This window comes from Enterococcus sp. LJL128 (genome assembly GCF_056924295.1).
Map to the genome: position 1 here is coordinate 78009 of NZ_JBXPBP010000012.1, position 17002 is coordinate 95010.

Consider the following 17002-nt stretch of genomic DNA (forward strand, 5'->3'; position numbering starts at 1 on the left):
CTTTGACTCTCACTATACGCTACAAACAGAAAATAGTGGGTAAGATATTCTACCCACTAATCTTAGTATGTTTCATATTAGAGTTAAGTAATCAACGGCTATATTTTTTGATTTTTGAAATAGTTACTTTTTCTTTTTACCGCTGAAATTTTTTCAGGATACTTCTTTTCGAGATACTTATATCCTCTTTTGGCAACCAAATAAGTTAAGCCAATAGCTCCTACAGTCCAAGACGCTTCTTGTCGTCCCTTCATTTTTCTTGTGTGATAGCCATGCCCCCATTGTTTTCCCATAAAGCACTCCCTTATTCGTATTATCTAAATAGATTTTTAAATTCAGTATATCACCATGTTATCTACTGTTAAATATGATATCCTCTTTCGTCAGGCTCAAAAATCTCCTTGTTTCTCTAAATCTTTCAAATGCTGCTCGAATCGTTCAATAGGATTATCCTTCATTGTTCCTCCTCCCATAAACACTCGTTTTTGAGACAAGATATTTTAAACTTAAAATTGACTTCCGGATCTCCTTCAGATCAGATATGAAGCAGCGGGAATAGAATTGCCTTAGATTCTGATTTTATACAAAACATCATAGCCCTGGCTTTTCACAAATAAGACGGAATCAAAGTACCCTAGTATCTATGTTTTAGCCAAAAAAACACACAGAGAAAAATTTCTGTGTGACTTGCGACTATTGAAACTAGCTATTTTAATATCCGAAACTAAACATATCTAAGGTTTAGATTTCCAGTTATTATCATTTTATCAGCATATAAATTACTAATCTGTCTTTACAGTGTAACCGTATCATTCCAACAACTTCCTTTGTTTTGAATACTCAGCATACTTATAAACCTTATTGATTTTTTTACTCTTTATTTCCATAATTTCTACTTCAGTAAGAGACTTTAAGATATTTTTATGCTGCAGTTCTTCAATCATTGCAGTTAATTGATAATACTCAGTTAAAATTTGGTCTTCATTTGTCTCGTCAGGTGTACTAGGCCGATAATCATCAAATCCAAACCGTAGAGCCTTTGATAGTGCCTGCTGTATCTCAGCACATTCCTCCATAGCGACCAAAACTAAATGTTCATTGATATTCACAAGTGCTCTCCCCTTTTTGCTTATCATATAGTCTGTTAAGTATACACTTCTCTTCTTTGCTGTTCAATTTTCTTTAAAAGAAAACAAAAACCTCACTGTTTATGAAGTGGAGCTTTGGCAATTCTTATTCAGCTATTTCAAGTAAATATCACTTACTTTTTTTATGCTTTTTTAACATGAAGGATCAGTAAACATCTGTAATCATAGGGTTTTCTTCTTCTAAAAAAATATTTTTCATCACAAATACTTTGACAATCAAAGTATTTTATTTAATAATAGATATACAGTCTTCAAATGATTGAAGAGACTTAGTTTAACTTTAGCAATTACATGATTGCTGATTAAGGAGCGTACAATTGAATGGGATTTTTAAATGGTAAAAAAATTGTAGTTATGGGTGTTGCGAATAAGCGCAGCATCGCTATGGGCTGTGCCTCAGCAATGATTGATCAAGGAGCAGAAATCATCTATACCTATCAAAATGAGCGGATGAAAAAATCACTAGAGCGCTTAGTTGACGGCTCCGCTCTACTAGTGGAATGCGATGTTTCAAATGACGATAGTCTAGCTGCTGCATTTCAGCTTATTGAAAAAGAAGCTGGAAAAATTGATGGCATTGTCCACTCAGTAGCTTACGCAAATAAAGAAGAGTTATCTGGAAACGTAACAGATATTAGCCGAGACGGTTATGCATTGGCACAGGACATAAGCAGTTACTCGCTGCTTGCAGTTGCTAAGTATGCCTTGCCTGTACTGAATGAAGGCAGCAGCATTGTCAGCTTGTCCTATCTAGGTGCGGTTCGCGCTATTCCTAATTACAATATGATGGGGATCGCTAAAGCAGCCCTGGAATCAGCTATCCGCTATTTAGCTGCTGAACTAGCAACTAAAGGCGTTCGTGTGAACGGGATTTCTGCTGGTGCTATTAAAACTTTGGCAGTGACTGGTGTCAAAGATTACCAAAAACTGATCCAGCTTTCTGATGATCGAACACCTGATAAGGTTGGCGTGACAATTGAAGAGGTGGGAAATACCTGTGCATTTTTAATTAGTCCTCTCTCCAGTGGTATTATTGGAGATATTGTTTATGTCGATAAAGGGGTTCATTTGACTTAAAACAAATTTTTAAATCCCTCTCAGTTGGCAGAAGTTCACTACTCTGCCAACTGAGAGGGATAATTTTTTCTAGTCAATCTTATTCGTTAGACTGGCCGATAGGATTCCAACAACCGGAAAGACTCGTCTTCTGTTTCATACTCATATTTCAAAATCAGGCAGTTTGGAACCCCCTTGTTCATTTCTTCAGTAATATCCTGCCAGACATCGAGAAAATAAACACAAGCGCCCGCATGAGAAACTGCAAGTACCGTTTGATGATCTTCATTTCTCATGATTTCTCGGCAAGTTCTAACCAGACGCTCCTGAACCATTGCCTTGGATTCCCCACCAAATTGAACAAAGAAATTCGCCTTCTCCTTATCCTCTGGGTTAAGCTCCTCACTTTCTCCTTCAAAAACGCCGAAATTCATTTCTTTTAGACCTTTTAATCGTTTATAAGGCATTTGATTTTTTGTAACAATTTCCAGAGTATCACTTGCTCTCTCAGCTGTTGAACTATATGCATGATCAAGTTCAATCGTTTCAAAGAATTTTCCTGCAATTTCAGCTTGTTGAATGCCGAGCTCAGTCAGCGGTGAATCACAAACCCCTTGTATTTTTCTTTTTAAATTAAATAGTGTCTGACCATGACGCATCATGTAAAAGGTCTTTTTCACTATATCCCCTCCCCTATTATTGTTCTTCTCCTATTAATTTTATACTGTCAAGTAAGGTACAGGTCAATGCTTTTTGAGAGATAATCAATATTTATCTGCAGAAAAAAGAGCTGCTTAACAACTTAATAGAGGAAAAGCAATATTTATCTTTTCCATAGTCTATTAAACCGCTGCAGTCTCTTAATAATTTTATATCATTTACCTAATTCATTTTCATTCCGGCGCTCTTTCATTTCTTTATTTAGTTTTTTATGCGCCTTTTTCGATCCTCTAACTAAATCTCGTTTATATTTTCGTTCTGCAAAGGCTTCAAACAAACTATCCAGATCATAATCCTGAGGATAAAGCTCTGCTGCCGTACTAATTAATGTCAGACGCTTAAGCAGGACATCTTCCATTTCCTTTTCTACATAAACCTTTCCGTAATAGTCATCCACTGGTTCATAGAACAAGCCGATTTTTCCAGTATCGTTATTTCGTACTCGGTCTCCTTTGGAAAAGTTTTGAATTGGAGCAGCTGTTGTCTGTTTCACTGGTTTAGCAGCAAGTTCAAATGTTGTTCTGCCAAAATCATAAGAACGATGGTTTAGATAAGCCTCAGCATTTTTCAATACCAGAGGACTAATACGCATTTTCTCAGCAATCCAGAAGGCGTGGCTTTCTCCCGTTTCCCCTAACAATAATTTATATTTCGGTGTTAATGTTTCAGCATCAAAGGCCATACCCGCAGTCATAAAGTCTTCATGCTGTAAGGCAAATTCTTTTATCTCTCCAAAGTGCGTTGTAGCAATCAGCAAACTGCCTTTTTTATACATCTCTTCCATAAGAGCAATCGCTAATGCCGCACCCTCATTTGGCTCTGTGCCGCTTCCAATCTCATCCAGCAGCACTAAGGTATGCCGATTTGCTTTTCTTAGAATCTCGGATAAATTCTGCATGTGTCCAGAGAACGTACTAAGGGAATTTTCAAGGCTTTGTTGATCTCCGATATCAATAAAAACGTTGTCAAAGACGGCAATGTCTGTACCAGGACCATTTGAGATTAAAAGACCAAACATCGTCATTAGCGACATCAATGCAACTGTTTTTAGCACAATCGTTTTACCGCCAGCGTTTGCTCCTGTAATTACAAGTGCCCGGTTATCAATTCCTAAATCCAGTGATAACGGAACAGGATCTTTCAGGAGTGGATGCTGAACCTTATTTAAAACAATCCGTTCTTCTTTATTTACTGAAGGCTTAGTACCCTTAATGGACCGGCTATATTTTCCTCTAGCAAAGATAACTTCGAGTTCAGTGATGACATCAATACAGTATGTGAGTTCAGTCATTTTTTCCCCAATTAGTCCAGTCAGATAGGCCAGAATTTGATAAACCTCTCCTGTTTCTGCTGCTTTTTCCATAATTAGTAAATCATTGTACTTTCTCACTGTATCCGGCTCAATGAAAACAGTCGTTCCTTTAGAAGACTGATCAATAATCGTTCCTGCAACCTTTTGCTTGAACTCAGTCTTAATAGGAACTGTGTAACGTTCATCTTTTATAAGGACGAGACGATCCTGAAGCTTTTGCTGATTTTGACTGTTTGACATAAATTTGCGTAAACGCTGATCGATTTCTTTTTCCAGCTTACTGATTTGATTTCTGATTCGTTTTAGTTCCTTAGAGCTTTCACTTTTTACCCTGCCCCCTTGAACAGAGTCATAAATTGCTTCTGAGATCTCGGAGAAGTCTGCCAAATCATTAGTATAAGAATAAAGAATCGGTGTTTGGTACTGATTTTTCTCAAATAGCTTAGCGATTAATCGAAAGCTTCTCAAGAAGTCCGCGTATTCAATCAATTCACCAGGTTCTAAAACAAGACCTTTAGTAATTTGATTGGTTAGCTGTTCAATTCGAGTCAGCCCCATAAATGGAACGTGCTGACCACTGGCAAGAATAATCGTTGCTTCTTCTGTTTCATCCAGCCATCTTTGAACAGTTGCCAATGAAGAAGAAGGTTCTCGTTTTTCTATATTTTGCTTAGCAAAGCTGCTAAAGGCATATTTTTTAATTTCATCTTTAATTAAGTTAAATTGTAATGCGTTATATATTTTTTTATCCATGATATCCATCCCTTTCAGAAAAGATACCTGACGAATGACGAATAAAATTGCTCAAAAAAAGACGGCAAAAATCCCACCGTCTGAATAATCTACGTATATATTTCGACAGGCATCTCATAAGCATAACAAATAAGCGTACTTACTTGTTTATTAAATTGCTAGATTAGATACCTAAAACACTCATCAATAGTCCTCATTTCATTTTTGAACAATTTCATTTACAGACACTATTATACCGAACTGATTCAAAAAAGCAATACATTTATTTTACATACGCCACCATCTTAGCGATATCCTCTGCTGTCATTGCTGCTTTGGATTTTTCAATCAAGATTTTTTTCCGGTCATAATATAGGCAGGAAACAGTCTAATCTTATCGTAGTAAAGCTCACTGTTTCGTAAGCGATATGTGGATGTTGCAGGAACTGCATTCTTCCCTGTTTGCTGCTTTGTAATCATGTTAAATGCTTTTTTAGCTATATCCCCTTGAAGGTTTGGAAACAAAGCAATTTCCTTCTCTAATAATGGGACAATTTCTTTAATCCGTGCTGTGCTAATCGTTGTTTCTTTTTTCGGAAGCTTTACAGCATTTGTGATATATATTCCTAAATCAAGAATATCATCGATGGTCTCCACCTCAATTCCCGCTTTTTTAAATAAAGGAATAGTCGTTGTCATGTAAAATGGCGTATCACTGCTTTTGCTGTAAAAATCATTCTCCGGAATATCTGCAGTCACCTCATTAATCATCAGAACCTTAATCTTATCTGCCTGAATAGACGAATCAGGATAATAAGATAGAATTTGTGCCTGTTCTTTTGGAAAAATTTCAGCTGCTGCTGCTTGTAATTCCTGTCTTATCTGTATTTATTACCTCCATTTTGCTATCATTATGCCTGAGAAATGCCATATATAAAAAACTAATCGCTGTTATGAAAGCTAACGGCGTCATTACCTGTCTTTCTTTGGAACTCTTTGAAGCCAGATTCATCAATACATTAAGTCCAAAATAAAAGCCGAACCCATAAGCCAAATATTTGGCTGCAATTTGGGGAAATCCAACAGAAAAAATCCCTCCTAATTGAAGCAAAACAAAAATACCAAGTAGCTGTATCAAAACAGAGACAGCACAGGTGATTCTCATTTTCTTTGGCATAATCTTATGGGCACCCCCCATTGCAAATTCTCCTAAAGGAGCACCTAATGCCAATAAAACATATAGAACGGCAACTCCTCCAAGCAAAATACTTCCAACAATTGCTAACATCTCATTCCCTCTTTCATCAATAACAGTATTTTATTATTTAAAGTAGTGTCCTCGATCGCTAAGTTTACACGAAATTGCTCAAATAGTAACTTTTGTAAAAACGAGCACATATGTTCCTTTTCTATTTTTTAACAACAAGAACAGATTGAAAAACTTTTCCCATTTTTCTTTAAATACGCCCATCTTTGTACTATAATGGCTAGATATGATGAATTGATTTGAAAGAAGGATAGCTATGATTGACTTAAAAATGTTGTTAATGATTTTTGTAATCAACTTTGCCTATATCACGCTGAATACGATTCGGTTCATGCTGACAATGAAGGGCTATCGTCTACTTGCTCCAATTGTCAGTATGGCTGAAATTACAATTTATGTTTTAGGACTGAGCATGGTGCTGAATCGACTTGATGATCCTTTAAATCTGCTTGTCTATGCTCTTGGCTATGCAGTTGGGATTAGTGTCGGCATAAAAATTGAGGATTATTTAGCTTTAGGCTATATCATGGTGACTGTAATCCTGCCTTCCACAACTAAACAGTTGAATCTTCCCGAACGGTTAAGAGAAAACGGTTATGGTGTTACGGAAAGTGTAGCAATGGGTAGAGATGGCGAACGAATCGTTTTGGAAATTCTTTCACCCAGAAAAAATGAACGCAAACTTTATCATTTGATTAATGAAATTGAACCAAGAGCTTTTATTATTTCCTATGAGCCAAAATACATTTCCGGCGGCTTTTGGACTAAAAAAATTAGAAAAAGAAATTAGAAGAAGAGTGGGACATTAATCAGAAAAAATCTGATCAATGCCCTACTTTTTTGTTTTAAGCAACCGAAATAGATAAATGCAAGTAAATAATAATTGGCGCTAAACTTAAGAAAATTGGTAAACTATATGTAGAGAAAGGTGTGCGGCATAGAAAAAATTAGACTAGTTTTCTGTTTAAGAATCCAGCATCTTTTCAAATCATCAATTATCTGTTAAACTAAATATGTAACGAGTTGGTGACAAGGATGGTGATTTTTATGTTTATATATGTAGGATGTGCAGGCGGAATGACCTCTAGTATGTTTTGCCAGCGAATTGTTCGAGCGATTGAGACTCTAAAATCCCCTTTGACAGCTGTTTTTGAGGATGTAGGGACAATCATTCGTAGAAAAAAAGAGTTTGAGGGGAATTATGACTTAGTCTTTGCTTATGGGGGAATCGACTTCATAAGTCCAGTGAATGCGTATGATTTTGGGACAACCTTTGACGTAGTCTTTGTTTCTCCTCAAGTAAGACATATGACTAAATACAAACGGGAAATTCTGGAGGATTATCCAACCATCGTTGAAGATATTGGAATGAAAACCTTTGGCACAATGAATGGTGAGGTTGCCTATGAAAATCTGTTGGAAGAGCTGATTGCTTTGGACTACCAGCGTTCTTCTACCTCAGGCAAACATCCTGAAACAAAAAATGGTGACAAAAATATCGAGCTGCTGGTTTTAGGTGCAGATAGAAATGATGCTTTTTTTAAGTCTTTCTTTTCAGTTTGGGAAGCTGCTGGTCTGCGTGTTTTAACAGGAAGTTATTCTTTAGAAGCACTCTTTGACTTTAAACCAGAAAAAGATTTTGATATCCGCGTTCTTTTTGGTAATACCAGTCAGCTTTCCAGCGATGAGTTTCCTAAGCTTTCTCGAAGAATTGATGGCGTCTTAGCCGTTCCTTTCGCTAACTCTTCTTTTGAGAAAATAAGACATTGGTTTGAAGACTATGCTATACCAGTCTATGTTTTTGACAGTAGCAATTTAGCAATAAAAAAAGGTGAGCCGGAAGCTCACCAGTATGCATCAATTTTTGATGAGATTGTCGCTAACTCAGAGTATACAAGAGAAATTAGTCCGCCGCAATGGGAAACCCCTCCGCCAAAAAAACAGCGGAAATCTACTTTGTTTGGTCTGGTGTCCTGGGAATAAATGATCGCTCTGCCAGTAATAGCCATTGCGACCACTCTTTTTTCGAGGAAAAGAGAAACAGTGTTATTTCTTTTCCAAAAAATCGTTCGAAAATTTGAAGCTGTCGTCCTTCTTTGAAGGCCGTTTCAGCTTCTTTTTCTATTTCAGAAAACTCAATCGAATCAGTTCCCTTGTGAAGGATAATGCTGTAAAGAATAGATTGCTCAAATTTAAGAGGAGGATTATCTTTTTGCTCCGGCAAAGGACCAAACACTCTGCTCATTGCCTCGTAAGTTGTCAGCCAAACCGTCCCGCTTTTTCGAATCTCATTTTCCTGAAAACGACCTCTGGAAACAGCTTGGCGCAGTGTATTACCGCTGGCTAACCCCCATCTTTCAGCAGCCTCGGTAAATGTCAGCACTTGATTCAAATCAATCATCCTACTTGCCCCCTCTCTCATTTATGTGTGAACAACAAACTAGTTTACATAATATAAATATCGTTAACTATATATAGAATATCTTAATTGTTGGCCAGTTTTTAAAAACCTAAGCAGACATTGCTGATAAAATACATGCTTCATAAATACACGTTCCTGCGCATCAGCCGCCTCTTGATAAACAGACAACTCCTCATAATGTACTGCTGGTTTTAGATTCTCCTTATTTAAAACTGGATAGCTCAGCTCCCATTGATTATCCTCCTGAGATAAATCTCCTGTTAAAAGCAGTGCTTCTAAAAAGATGTTGCGTTTATCTGCTATTCTTCTTTTTTTAATAACAGAACGAAAGACACGAAAGGCCTGGCTAGCAAAATAATGGCTATCTACATCACCGATAAGCTGTTGAAGCGGCTGATAGCTGTTCGGTATACCACCTGTACCTAATGCTGCAATTGCTGTAAAATAGCTTGGCAAATCAAAAGGATAGCTGTTTTTAGGATGAATGGAAACAAAGGATAACTGCTCATTTCCAGCAGTGTTTTTCTCAAAAAAAACTGGAGCTGCTGAAGAAGCCACACCAAAGAAATAATCCTGTTCTTCTGTGAAAAGGCTATCCCAAAGCATTTCACCATAAAAGTTTACTTTCTCTATTTCAGTATAGCCATTAATGCGTTTCTCTACTTCATTTATTTTTTCCTCTGAAACTTTTGAAAAATCTTCCGCTGAAAAAAAAGAAATAGTTAAAAAATATCTACGTTCTTGACGAGAAATTAATCTAAAATCAATCATTTCCTCTAAAAACTGCTCAAAGCTTTTATCAGAAAAAACCTTTTTTAAATCCCGCAGAATAATCTCCTCTTGTTGATGCTTCTGAAAATAAGCAACGACTTCATTGAATAATGAATTATTAACTAATTTATTTAGCTTTGCTTGTTTTTTATGCTGAAAATAATAAGTTATTTCTGTCAATCACTTCACACTCATTTCTACTACCATTTAGATACATTTTGAATCATTAGAATCAAACATGTTCATGACAGCTGGAGAAGCTTTCCTAGCCAACTCTCATTACCTATGTAATTTTTATGGAAGACAATAAAAAATTATCCTCTCTCTTAAATACGTACAGTAAACATTTTAACGGCTGAAGCAATCCGCTTCAGCCGTATATGTTGATTAACTAAATGCTTCTGTTAATTGAGGTACAATTTGCTTCTTACGGGAAACAACGCCCTTCAAGAATGCTCGGTTATTCTTCAGCTTAATATCAAAAGCTTTTTCAACTTCATTCATTGAATCGCCAACGATTAGAAGCTCTGAATCACTTGCAAGAATATCTGTAATAATCAATACAAAAAGATCGTAGTGATTTGCAGCGCGTTCAGCATTCATTGCCGCTTCCAACTCCACTTGACGATTTAGCACTTCGTTCAAATCAACAGTATTTACCTGAGCAATACGGACGCTTTTCGCTCCCATTGGAAAGCTCTTCGCATCAAGATCCAGCAATACTTCAGCAGGCTTACCACTAAGGTTTGTTCCTGCTTTCAGCATATCTAGTCCATAGCCTTCTAAACTGATTTCAGCGATGTCTGCTAAAGCATTAGCCGCCTGAATATCTTCCTCTGTACACGTAGGCGATTTAAACAGCAATGTATCAGAAATAACTGCAGAGACCATCATCCCAGCAATCTGCTTTGGAATGGTAACATTATTTTCCTTAAACATTTTATAGATAATTGTACTTGTACAACCAACGGGCTCCGCACGGTAGTACAATGGATCAGCCGTTTCAAAGTTAGCAATTCTGTGGTGGTCTACAACTGAAAGAATAGTTAAATCCTTAATATCAGCAACACTTTGCTGGAATTCATTATGATCGACCAGCATTACCTCTTGTGTTTCGTCACCAGCTTTTTCAATAATTCTCGGTGCATCTACATTAAAATAGTCCAGTGCGTATTGCGTTTCTTCGCTAGGTGTACCTAAAGCAACCGGCACTGTATTTTTACCTAATTCCTTTTGTAAGTATGCAAAGCTGATCGCAGCTCCAATTGCATCTGTATCGGGGTTTTGATGGCCAAAAACAAAAATTTCTGACATGGGTTTACTCACTCCTTCTATAATCATTCATTATTAATAATAACAAAAAATTGAAAAGAAACAACCGTTTTATCTATTCTTTATCATAAACTCCAGTTGCCTTCTCAAGACACGGAAAAATAACCAGCTGCATCCATATCAGCTGCAGCTGGTTAAGCTAGGCTATCAACGAGTGAGATAACCTTTGTAGTTAGTGACATGAAGAAGATTTTTAGCATTTGCTACCCGTTCCTCTGTTGGCGGGTTAATCCCATCCAATGGATAATCAAGCCCTAAATCATCCCACTTATATTTCCCCATAGTATGATAAGGTAAGATTTCGACCTTATCAACGTTGTTTAACTTCTGTATGTATTCGTCCAAGCGAATCAAATACTCATCGTAATCACTACGTTCTGGTACTAGAACATGGCGAATCCAAACTGGCTGATTAATCTCAGAAAGGTATTCTGCCATTTCCAAAATATTTTCATTTCCTAAGGAAGTCAGTTTTTTATGCTGTTCATTATCAATATGTTTGATATCGAACAAAATCAAGTCCGTATATTTCATTAATTCCTGGAATTGGCTGAAAAATGGTTCTTCCCTAGTAAATGGTTTACCGCAAGTATCTAATGTCGTATTGATTCCTTGTTCCTTGGCTTTTCTAAATAAATCAATTAGAAAATCCATTTGCAGCAAAGGTTCTCCTCCACTTACAGTAATTCCGCCCTTATCACCCCAGTACGAACGATATTTCAGTGCTTCCTGCAATACTTCATCTGTAGTAACAACTTTACCGCCGGAACCAATTTTCCATGTGTCCGGATTATGACAAAATTGGCATCTCATACGGCATCCTTGAGTAAAAACAATAAAACGGACACCAGGCCCGTCAACGGTACCAAAATTTTCTGTAGAATGGATTCTTCCTGTAACTGCTTCAGTCATATTTCTTCTCTCATTTCTTTAAAAAGTCGAAACCACACAAGCATTCTTAATAATGCCGGTCGATCCGCCAGTTCATTTTAAAAACCCGGAACAAAATTAATTATAAAATTGTCCCGGGCGATATCAATTAATTGTTTAAATTATAGTTTGTCATGTGAAGTTCTTGAAATAACATCTGCTTGTTGTTCAGGTGTCAAATCACGGAATTTCACGGCATATCCAGATACACGGATTGTAAGGTTAGGATATTTTTCTGGATTCTTTTGAGCATCCAATAATAGTTCGTTTGTGAATACGTTAACGTTCAAATGATATCCACCGTTGTCGAAGTATCCGTCCATTACGTTACGCAGGTTGTCAATTCTTGTAGAATCATCTTTACCTAGTCCGTTTGGATTGATTGTTTGTGTATTAGAGATTCCATCTAATGCACTTGTGTAGTCTAATCTTGCAGTTGAATTAAGAGAAGCTAACAAGCCATTTTTCTCACCTAGGAATTTACCGTCACGGTAGCTTGGGTTTGCTCCTGGAGCTAATGGTTTACCTGCACGGCGTCCATCAGGAGTATTACCAGTTGCTTTACCATAAACAACATTTGAAGTAATTGTTAACAATGAAGTTGTAGGTTTAGCATTGCGGTAAGTATGCTGACGCTTGATTTGAGTCATGAAGTACTCAAGAATCCAGTTTGCCATTGCATCTGCTTCTTCGTTGTCGTTACCGTAAGTTGGGAACTCATTTTGTGGAACATAATCCACAGCTAATCCATCTTCATCACGGATAACTTGAACATTACCATGTTTGATAGCCATTACTGAATCGGCAGCATGTGAGATTCCTGCGATACCTGTAGCAAAGGTACGTTGTAAATCACTTTCCATAAATGCCAATTGAGGTGCTTCATACGCATGTTTATCGTGCATGTAATGAATAACGTTCAATGTATTTACATATAATTCAGCTAACCAGTCCATGATATCTTTGAATTTATCCATGAAGTCATCAAATTCCAAAGTATCGCCAGTCATTGGACGGAATTTAGGAGCAACCTGCATTTTAGTCTTTTCATCTACCCCGCCGTTGATTGCGTAAAGAACTGCTTTTGCAAGGTTGGCACGTGCGCCAAAGAACTGCATATCTTTACCCATTACAGTTGCAGATACACAACATGCAATTGCGCAGTCATCAGAACCCCAGTTAGCACGTAGTAAATCATCATTTTCAAATTGGATTGAAGAACTTTGTTTTGCAATCTTAGATGCAAAGGTTCTGAATCCTTCTGGTAAATGAGAAGAATACAATACTGTTAAGTTTGGTTCTGGAGATGGTCCCATGTTTGTTAATGTATGCAGGATACGGAAATCACTCTTGGTAACTAATGAACGTCCGTCTAAGCCCATACCAGCAATCGATAATGTTGCCCAGATTGGGTATCCTGAGAATAATTGGTTGTATTCAGGTGTGCGAGCGAATTTAACCATACGCAATTTCATAATCAAATGATCAATCAATTCTTGTGCATCAAATTCAGTAATGACACCATTGTCTAAATCACGTTGAATATAAACATCAAGGAATGCAGAAACACGTCCGATAGACATAGCTGCACCATTTTGAGATTTAATAGCACCAAGATAACCAAAGTATAACCATTGGATTGCTTCTTGTGCATTTGCAGCTGGTTTAGAAATATCACAGCCGTAAGTAGCAGCCATTGTTTTCAAGTCAGCCATTGCTCTGATTTGTTCTGAAATTTCTTCTCTCAAACGGATAACATCGTCAGTCATAACTTTGTTACCAGTGTTGTTTAAGTCTTTTTTCTTTTCAGCAATCAGAAAATCCATACCATAAAGAGCGATACGACGGTAGTCGCCGATGATACGTCCGCGTCCATAAGCATCTGGAAGTCCAGTAATAATTTTATTTTTACGAGCAGCTCTCATTTCAGGAGTGTAAGCATCAAATACACCTTGGTTATGTGTTTTTCTCCACTCAGTAAAGATTTTTGTCATTTCATCATCAACTTCATAACCATTAGAAGTTAATGAATGATTAGCCATGTTGATCCCGCCGAAAGGCATGAATGCTTGTTTTAAAGGTACATCAGTTTGAAGACCAACGATTTTTTCTTCTTCTTCAATCAAGTAGCCTGGTGCATGTGACGTAATAGTTGCAGGAATATTGTTATCCATATCGTAAACGCCATTTTTCTCATGCTGTACTTCAAATAATTCCTGTAGTTTTGTCCACAATTTGTCAGTGCTCGGTGCGATTGGTTCTAAGAAACTGTCATCACCTGTATATTCTGTATAGTTTCTTTGGATAAAATCACGAGTGTCAACCGATGTTTTCCATTTTTCGCCTTTAAAGCCTTTCCATTGCTCCATGTTGTGCCTCCTTAGAATATGCTGTTAACAACTATAACAGCTTTATGTGACAAGTATAACACATCTCCTGATTTATGCAAGCCTTTACTTGTTATTATTTTATCTATTTATGGTATATTATAAAATAATTATGGATAACCCTTGATATATAAGGATTTTAATTTTGTGAACATTTTCACTTAATAGTTTTTTAATCATTTCTCATCTGTTTCTTTTGTTCTAAAAAACAGGCTCAACTGTACTAACACAGTCGAGCCTGTTTCTATTTTTTATAGAACAGTTTCATCTGGTATTTCCAGACTAACTAATTCATGAACTTCTATGATGCCTGTTTCCTCTTTTTCATTTATGAAAAATGAACCATTTGAAACACGGTCATTAATTGGAGCATCTGCAGAGTTAATCGTCAGACGGTTGCCTTTTTGAGTGAGAATCAACAGCTGCTGATTGGTCTCGGTTGTGCTTTCTCCCATATAAACTACTCTATGAGGATTGCTCTTCAACTCTCTAAGTACCATTAATCCACGTTTCGCACGACCTAGCTGATTTAATTCCTGTGCAAGCATCCGTTTCATACTGCCTCGCTGAGTTAAAATGGTGATAGGCGTATCTCCATTTTTATAAACAAGCAGGCCATTTACTACAAAATCATTTTCTTTCAGATTAATTGATTTCACTCCAGCAGCTTTTGCACCAACAACTGGTACTTCGGACAACGAGTAACGCAAACCAAAGCCGCGATGACTAACCAGGAAAACATCCCAGCCAGAGGGTTCAGCTACTTTGCAGACATTCACCAGCTCATCATCTTCTGACTTCAGTTTCATACAGGAAACCGGACGGCTGCGATACGTGCGCCAAGGTTCAAACTCAGTCATTTTAGTCTGCTTAATCATGCCTTCTTTAGTAATGAAAACAAATGCGGCGTTTTCATCTAGTGTTTTATACGGATAAACAGCAATGATGGATTCATCGATTGCCATTCCCCCAATCGTTTGAGAAATATGTTCGCCGATGTCTTTCCAGCGCAAATCAGATAACTCGTGAATCGGACGGTAAATGACGTTAGCCTTATTCGTAATCAGCAGAATATGATCCAGCGTGTTGACCTCGCCGACGAAGATTGGAAAATCGCCTTCCTTCATCCCCAGCTCTTCTGGTTTAGAAGCAGCATACGAGCGTAAACTACTGCGTTTGATATACCCTTCTTGAGTTACTGAAACAACGACATCTTCTTGTGCAATCAGAACTTCTGTCTCAATCTTAATTTCTTCGATTTCATCTTCAATCTTAGTCAGGCGGTTGGAAGTATATTGTTTTTTCACTTCTCTCAGCTCTTTTTTCATGACAGATAACAAGGTTTTTTCATTATTCAGAATTTCATTTAAGCTCTGAATTTCCTCGTTTAATTCCTTTGCTTCTGCTTCCAGCTGTGTAATATCTGTGTTTGTTAAGCGATACAGCTGTAAGGTGACAATTGCTTCAGCCTGAGCTTCAGAAAATGCATAGGTCTCTACTAGATTATCTTTTGCATTTTTCTTATCTTTACTTCCTCTAATTGTAGCAATTACCTTATCCAGAATAGAAAGGGCTTTTATTAGACCGTCAACAATATGCTGGCGTTTCTTAGCCTTCTCAAGCTCAAAACGGCTGCGATTGGTAATCACTTGCTTTCTATGTGTGATGTAGCTTTCTAAAATGCGCAGCAGACCTACCTGATGCGGCGTCATCTTATCGATTGCAACCATATTGAAGTTATAGTTAATCTGTAGCTCAGTATTTTTGAAAAGGTAGTTAAGAATTCCTTCTGCATTTGCATCTTTTTTTAATTCAACTACCATTTGCAGCCCTGTCCGGTCAGTCTCATCTCTCACTTCAGCAATTCCATCGATTTTTTTACTTAAACGGATTTCATCGATTTTTTTCACCAAAACAGCCTTATTTACCTCATAAGGAATCTCAGAGATGATAATTTGCTGTTTACCACCCTTTATATCTTCAATTCTGGTTTGTGAACGGAGAATTACTTTGCCCTTGCCCGTTTCGTAAGCCTTTTTAATTTCTTCTTTTCCCTGCAAAATTCCCCCAGTAGGAAAATCTGGACCAGGGATATATTCCATAATTTTTGCCAGTGAAGCATTGGGATGGTCAATAAGGTATATTGTTCCATCGATGACTTCCATTAAATTGTGAGGTGGAATCTCAGTTGCATATCCTGCAGAAATCCCAGTTGAACCATTCACAAGCAGATTGGGAAACTTCGCCGGTAAAACAGTTGGTTCCTTTTCTGTATCATCAAAATTCCAAACGAAATCTACGGTTTCTTTCTCAATATCCCGCAGCATTTCTCCACTAAGCTTCGATAAGCGGGCTTCTGTATAACGCATTGCAGCAGGTGGATCGCCATCCATGCTCCCGTTATTCCCATGCATTTCGATAAGAACTTCTCTTAACTTCCAATCCTGGCTCAGGCGCACCATGGCTTCATAAATACTGCTGTCGCCATGAGGATGATAGTTCCCCATAATATTTCCTACTGACTTCGCTGATTTTCTAAAGCCTTTATCAAACGTATTGCCGTCCTTATTCATCGAATACAGGATTCTTCTTTGTACGGGCTTTAGCCCATCTCGAATATCCGGCAATGCACGTTCCTGAATAATATATTTGGAATAGCGGCCAAATCGGTCGCCCATTACTTCTTCAAGAGTCAGTTCCTGAATTTCCTGACGTTCTTCCAAAACCGTCACTCCTTTGCAAGGTTTGAGACTTGGGCATCATTCCTGTCTCTTTCTTTGTTCTATTTTCAACTAAACCAAATGTCAAACTGGTTTTTTTGATGCTAAACATTTTTGGTTCAATTCATTTAATCTGCTGTTAGTTCTTCTTTTACTTCACAGAAGCCATTAAGACAACAGCTCTTCTATCGTCGCTGTAAGTACC

Annotated in this window: 15 protein-coding genes; 3 read left to right on the plus strand and 12 right to left on the minus strand. The window is 37.4% G+C overall.

The genetic code is table 11. The features are described 5' to 3' along the window. Positions 1 to 98 precede the first annotated feature (98 nt). Both AC1Z3K_RS13775 and AC1Z3K_RS13780 read right to left on the minus strand, forming a co-directional pair. Positions 99 to 293, minus strand: a complete 195-nt coding sequence (locus tag AC1Z3K_RS13775) for a hypothetical protein (protein WP_461732961.1) — start codon at positions 291 to 293, stop codon at positions 99 to 101. 516 nt (positions 294 to 809) lie between these two features. Then, a complete protein-coding gene (locus AC1Z3K_RS13780) occupies positions 810 to 1109 on the minus strand; it encodes a hypothetical protein (RefSeq protein WP_461732960.1) in 300 nt (99 codons plus the stop codon). 360 nt (positions 1110 to 1469) lie between these two features. Between AC1Z3K_RS13780 and fabI the strand changes: the two genes are divergently transcribed. Then, positions 1470 to 2225, plus strand: a complete 756-nt coding sequence (fabI, locus tag AC1Z3K_RS13785; RefSeq protein WP_426081474.1) for an enoyl-ACP reductase FabI — start codon at positions 1470 to 1472, stop codon at positions 2223 to 2225. Positions 2226 to 2311: 86 nt separating this feature from the next. Here the strand turns inward: fabI and AC1Z3K_RS13790 are convergent, their stop codons facing one another. The 4 genes from AC1Z3K_RS13790 to AC1Z3K_RS13805 form a co-directional block, all read right to left on the minus strand. Continuing rightward, the gene (locus AC1Z3K_RS13790; protein WP_426081522.1) at positions 2312 to 2887 is read right to left on the minus strand and encodes a histidine phosphatase family protein; all 576 of its coding nucleotides are present in this window, start codon (positions 2885 to 2887) and stop codon (positions 2312 to 2314) included. 191 nt (positions 2888 to 3078) lie between these two features. Continuing rightward, positions 3079 to 4989 carry an endonuclease MutS2 gene (locus AC1Z3K_RS13795; protein ID WP_461732959.1) on the minus strand — a complete coding sequence of 637 codons (1911 nt, stop codon included), beginning with the start codon at positions 4987 to 4989 and terminating at the stop codon, positions 3079 to 3081. 327 nt (positions 4990 to 5316) lie between these two features. Beyond that, positions 5317 to 5739: a uracil-DNA glycosylase family protein gene (locus AC1Z3K_RS13800; protein WP_461732958.1), complete on the minus strand. Its 423-nt coding sequence runs from the start codon at positions 5737 to 5739 to the stop codon at positions 5317 to 5319. Positions 5740 to 5818: 79 nt separating this feature from the next. Continuing rightward, entirely contained in the window at positions 5819 to 6256 is a 438-nt protein-coding gene (locus AC1Z3K_RS13805) for a hypothetical protein (RefSeq protein WP_461732957.1), read from the minus strand. Between the two features lie 235 nt (positions 6257 to 6491). On the opposite strand from AC1Z3K_RS13805, the gene AC1Z3K_RS13810 reads away from it, so the two are divergent. Together AC1Z3K_RS13810 and AC1Z3K_RS13815 are read left to right on the plus strand one after the other, a co-directional pair. Then, on the plus strand, positions 6492 to 7025 hold the full coding sequence (locus AC1Z3K_RS13810; RefSeq protein WP_426081470.1) for a DUF2179 domain-containing protein: 534 nt from the start codon (positions 6492 to 6494) through the stop codon (positions 7023 to 7025). Positions 7026 to 7282: 257 nt separating this feature from the next. Next, positions 7283 to 8218 (plus strand): PTS sugar transporter subunit IIB, encoded by a 936-nt coding sequence (locus AC1Z3K_RS13815; protein WP_461732956.1) that lies wholly within the window; start codon positions 7283 to 7285, stop codon positions 8216 to 8218. Here the strand turns inward: AC1Z3K_RS13815 and AC1Z3K_RS13820 are convergent. The 6 genes from AC1Z3K_RS13820 to parC form a co-directional block, all read right to left on the minus strand. After that, positions 8187 to 8636 (minus strand): helix-turn-helix domain-containing protein, encoded by a 450-nt coding sequence (locus tag AC1Z3K_RS13820; protein ID WP_426081468.1) that lies wholly within the window; start codon positions 8634 to 8636, stop codon positions 8187 to 8189. The two genes, AC1Z3K_RS13815 and AC1Z3K_RS13820, sit on opposite strands and share 32 nt — an antisense overlap. Before the next feature lie 63 nt (positions 8637 to 8699). Beyond that, positions 8700 to 9608, minus strand: a complete 909-nt coding sequence (locus AC1Z3K_RS13825) for a DUF1803 domain-containing protein (protein ID WP_461732955.1) — start codon at positions 9606 to 9608, stop codon at positions 8700 to 8702. Between the two features lie 207 nt (positions 9609 to 9815). Next, on the minus strand, positions 9816 to 10742 hold the full coding sequence (locus tag AC1Z3K_RS13830) for a manganese-dependent inorganic pyrophosphatase (protein ID WP_461732954.1): 927 nt from the start codon (positions 10740 to 10742) through the stop codon (positions 9816 to 9818). A 165-nt stretch (positions 10743 to 10907) separates the two neighbouring features. Then, positions 10908 to 11672: a pyruvate formate-lyase-activating protein gene (gene pflA, locus AC1Z3K_RS13835; protein WP_461732953.1), complete on the minus strand. Its 765-nt coding sequence runs from the start codon at positions 11670 to 11672 to the stop codon at positions 10908 to 10910. Positions 11673 to 11812: 140 nt separating this feature from the next. After that, entirely contained in the window at positions 11813 to 14059 is a 2247-nt protein-coding gene (pflB, locus tag AC1Z3K_RS13840) for a formate C-acetyltransferase (RefSeq protein ID WP_426081464.1), read from the minus strand. 269 nt (positions 14060 to 14328) lie between these two features. Then, complete coding sequence (parC, locus tag AC1Z3K_RS13845) at positions 14329 to 16800, minus strand: DNA topoisomerase IV subunit A (protein ID WP_461732952.1); 2472 nt, start codon at positions 16798 to 16800, stop codon at positions 14329 to 14331. Positions 16801 to 17002: the final 202 nt, after the last annotated feature.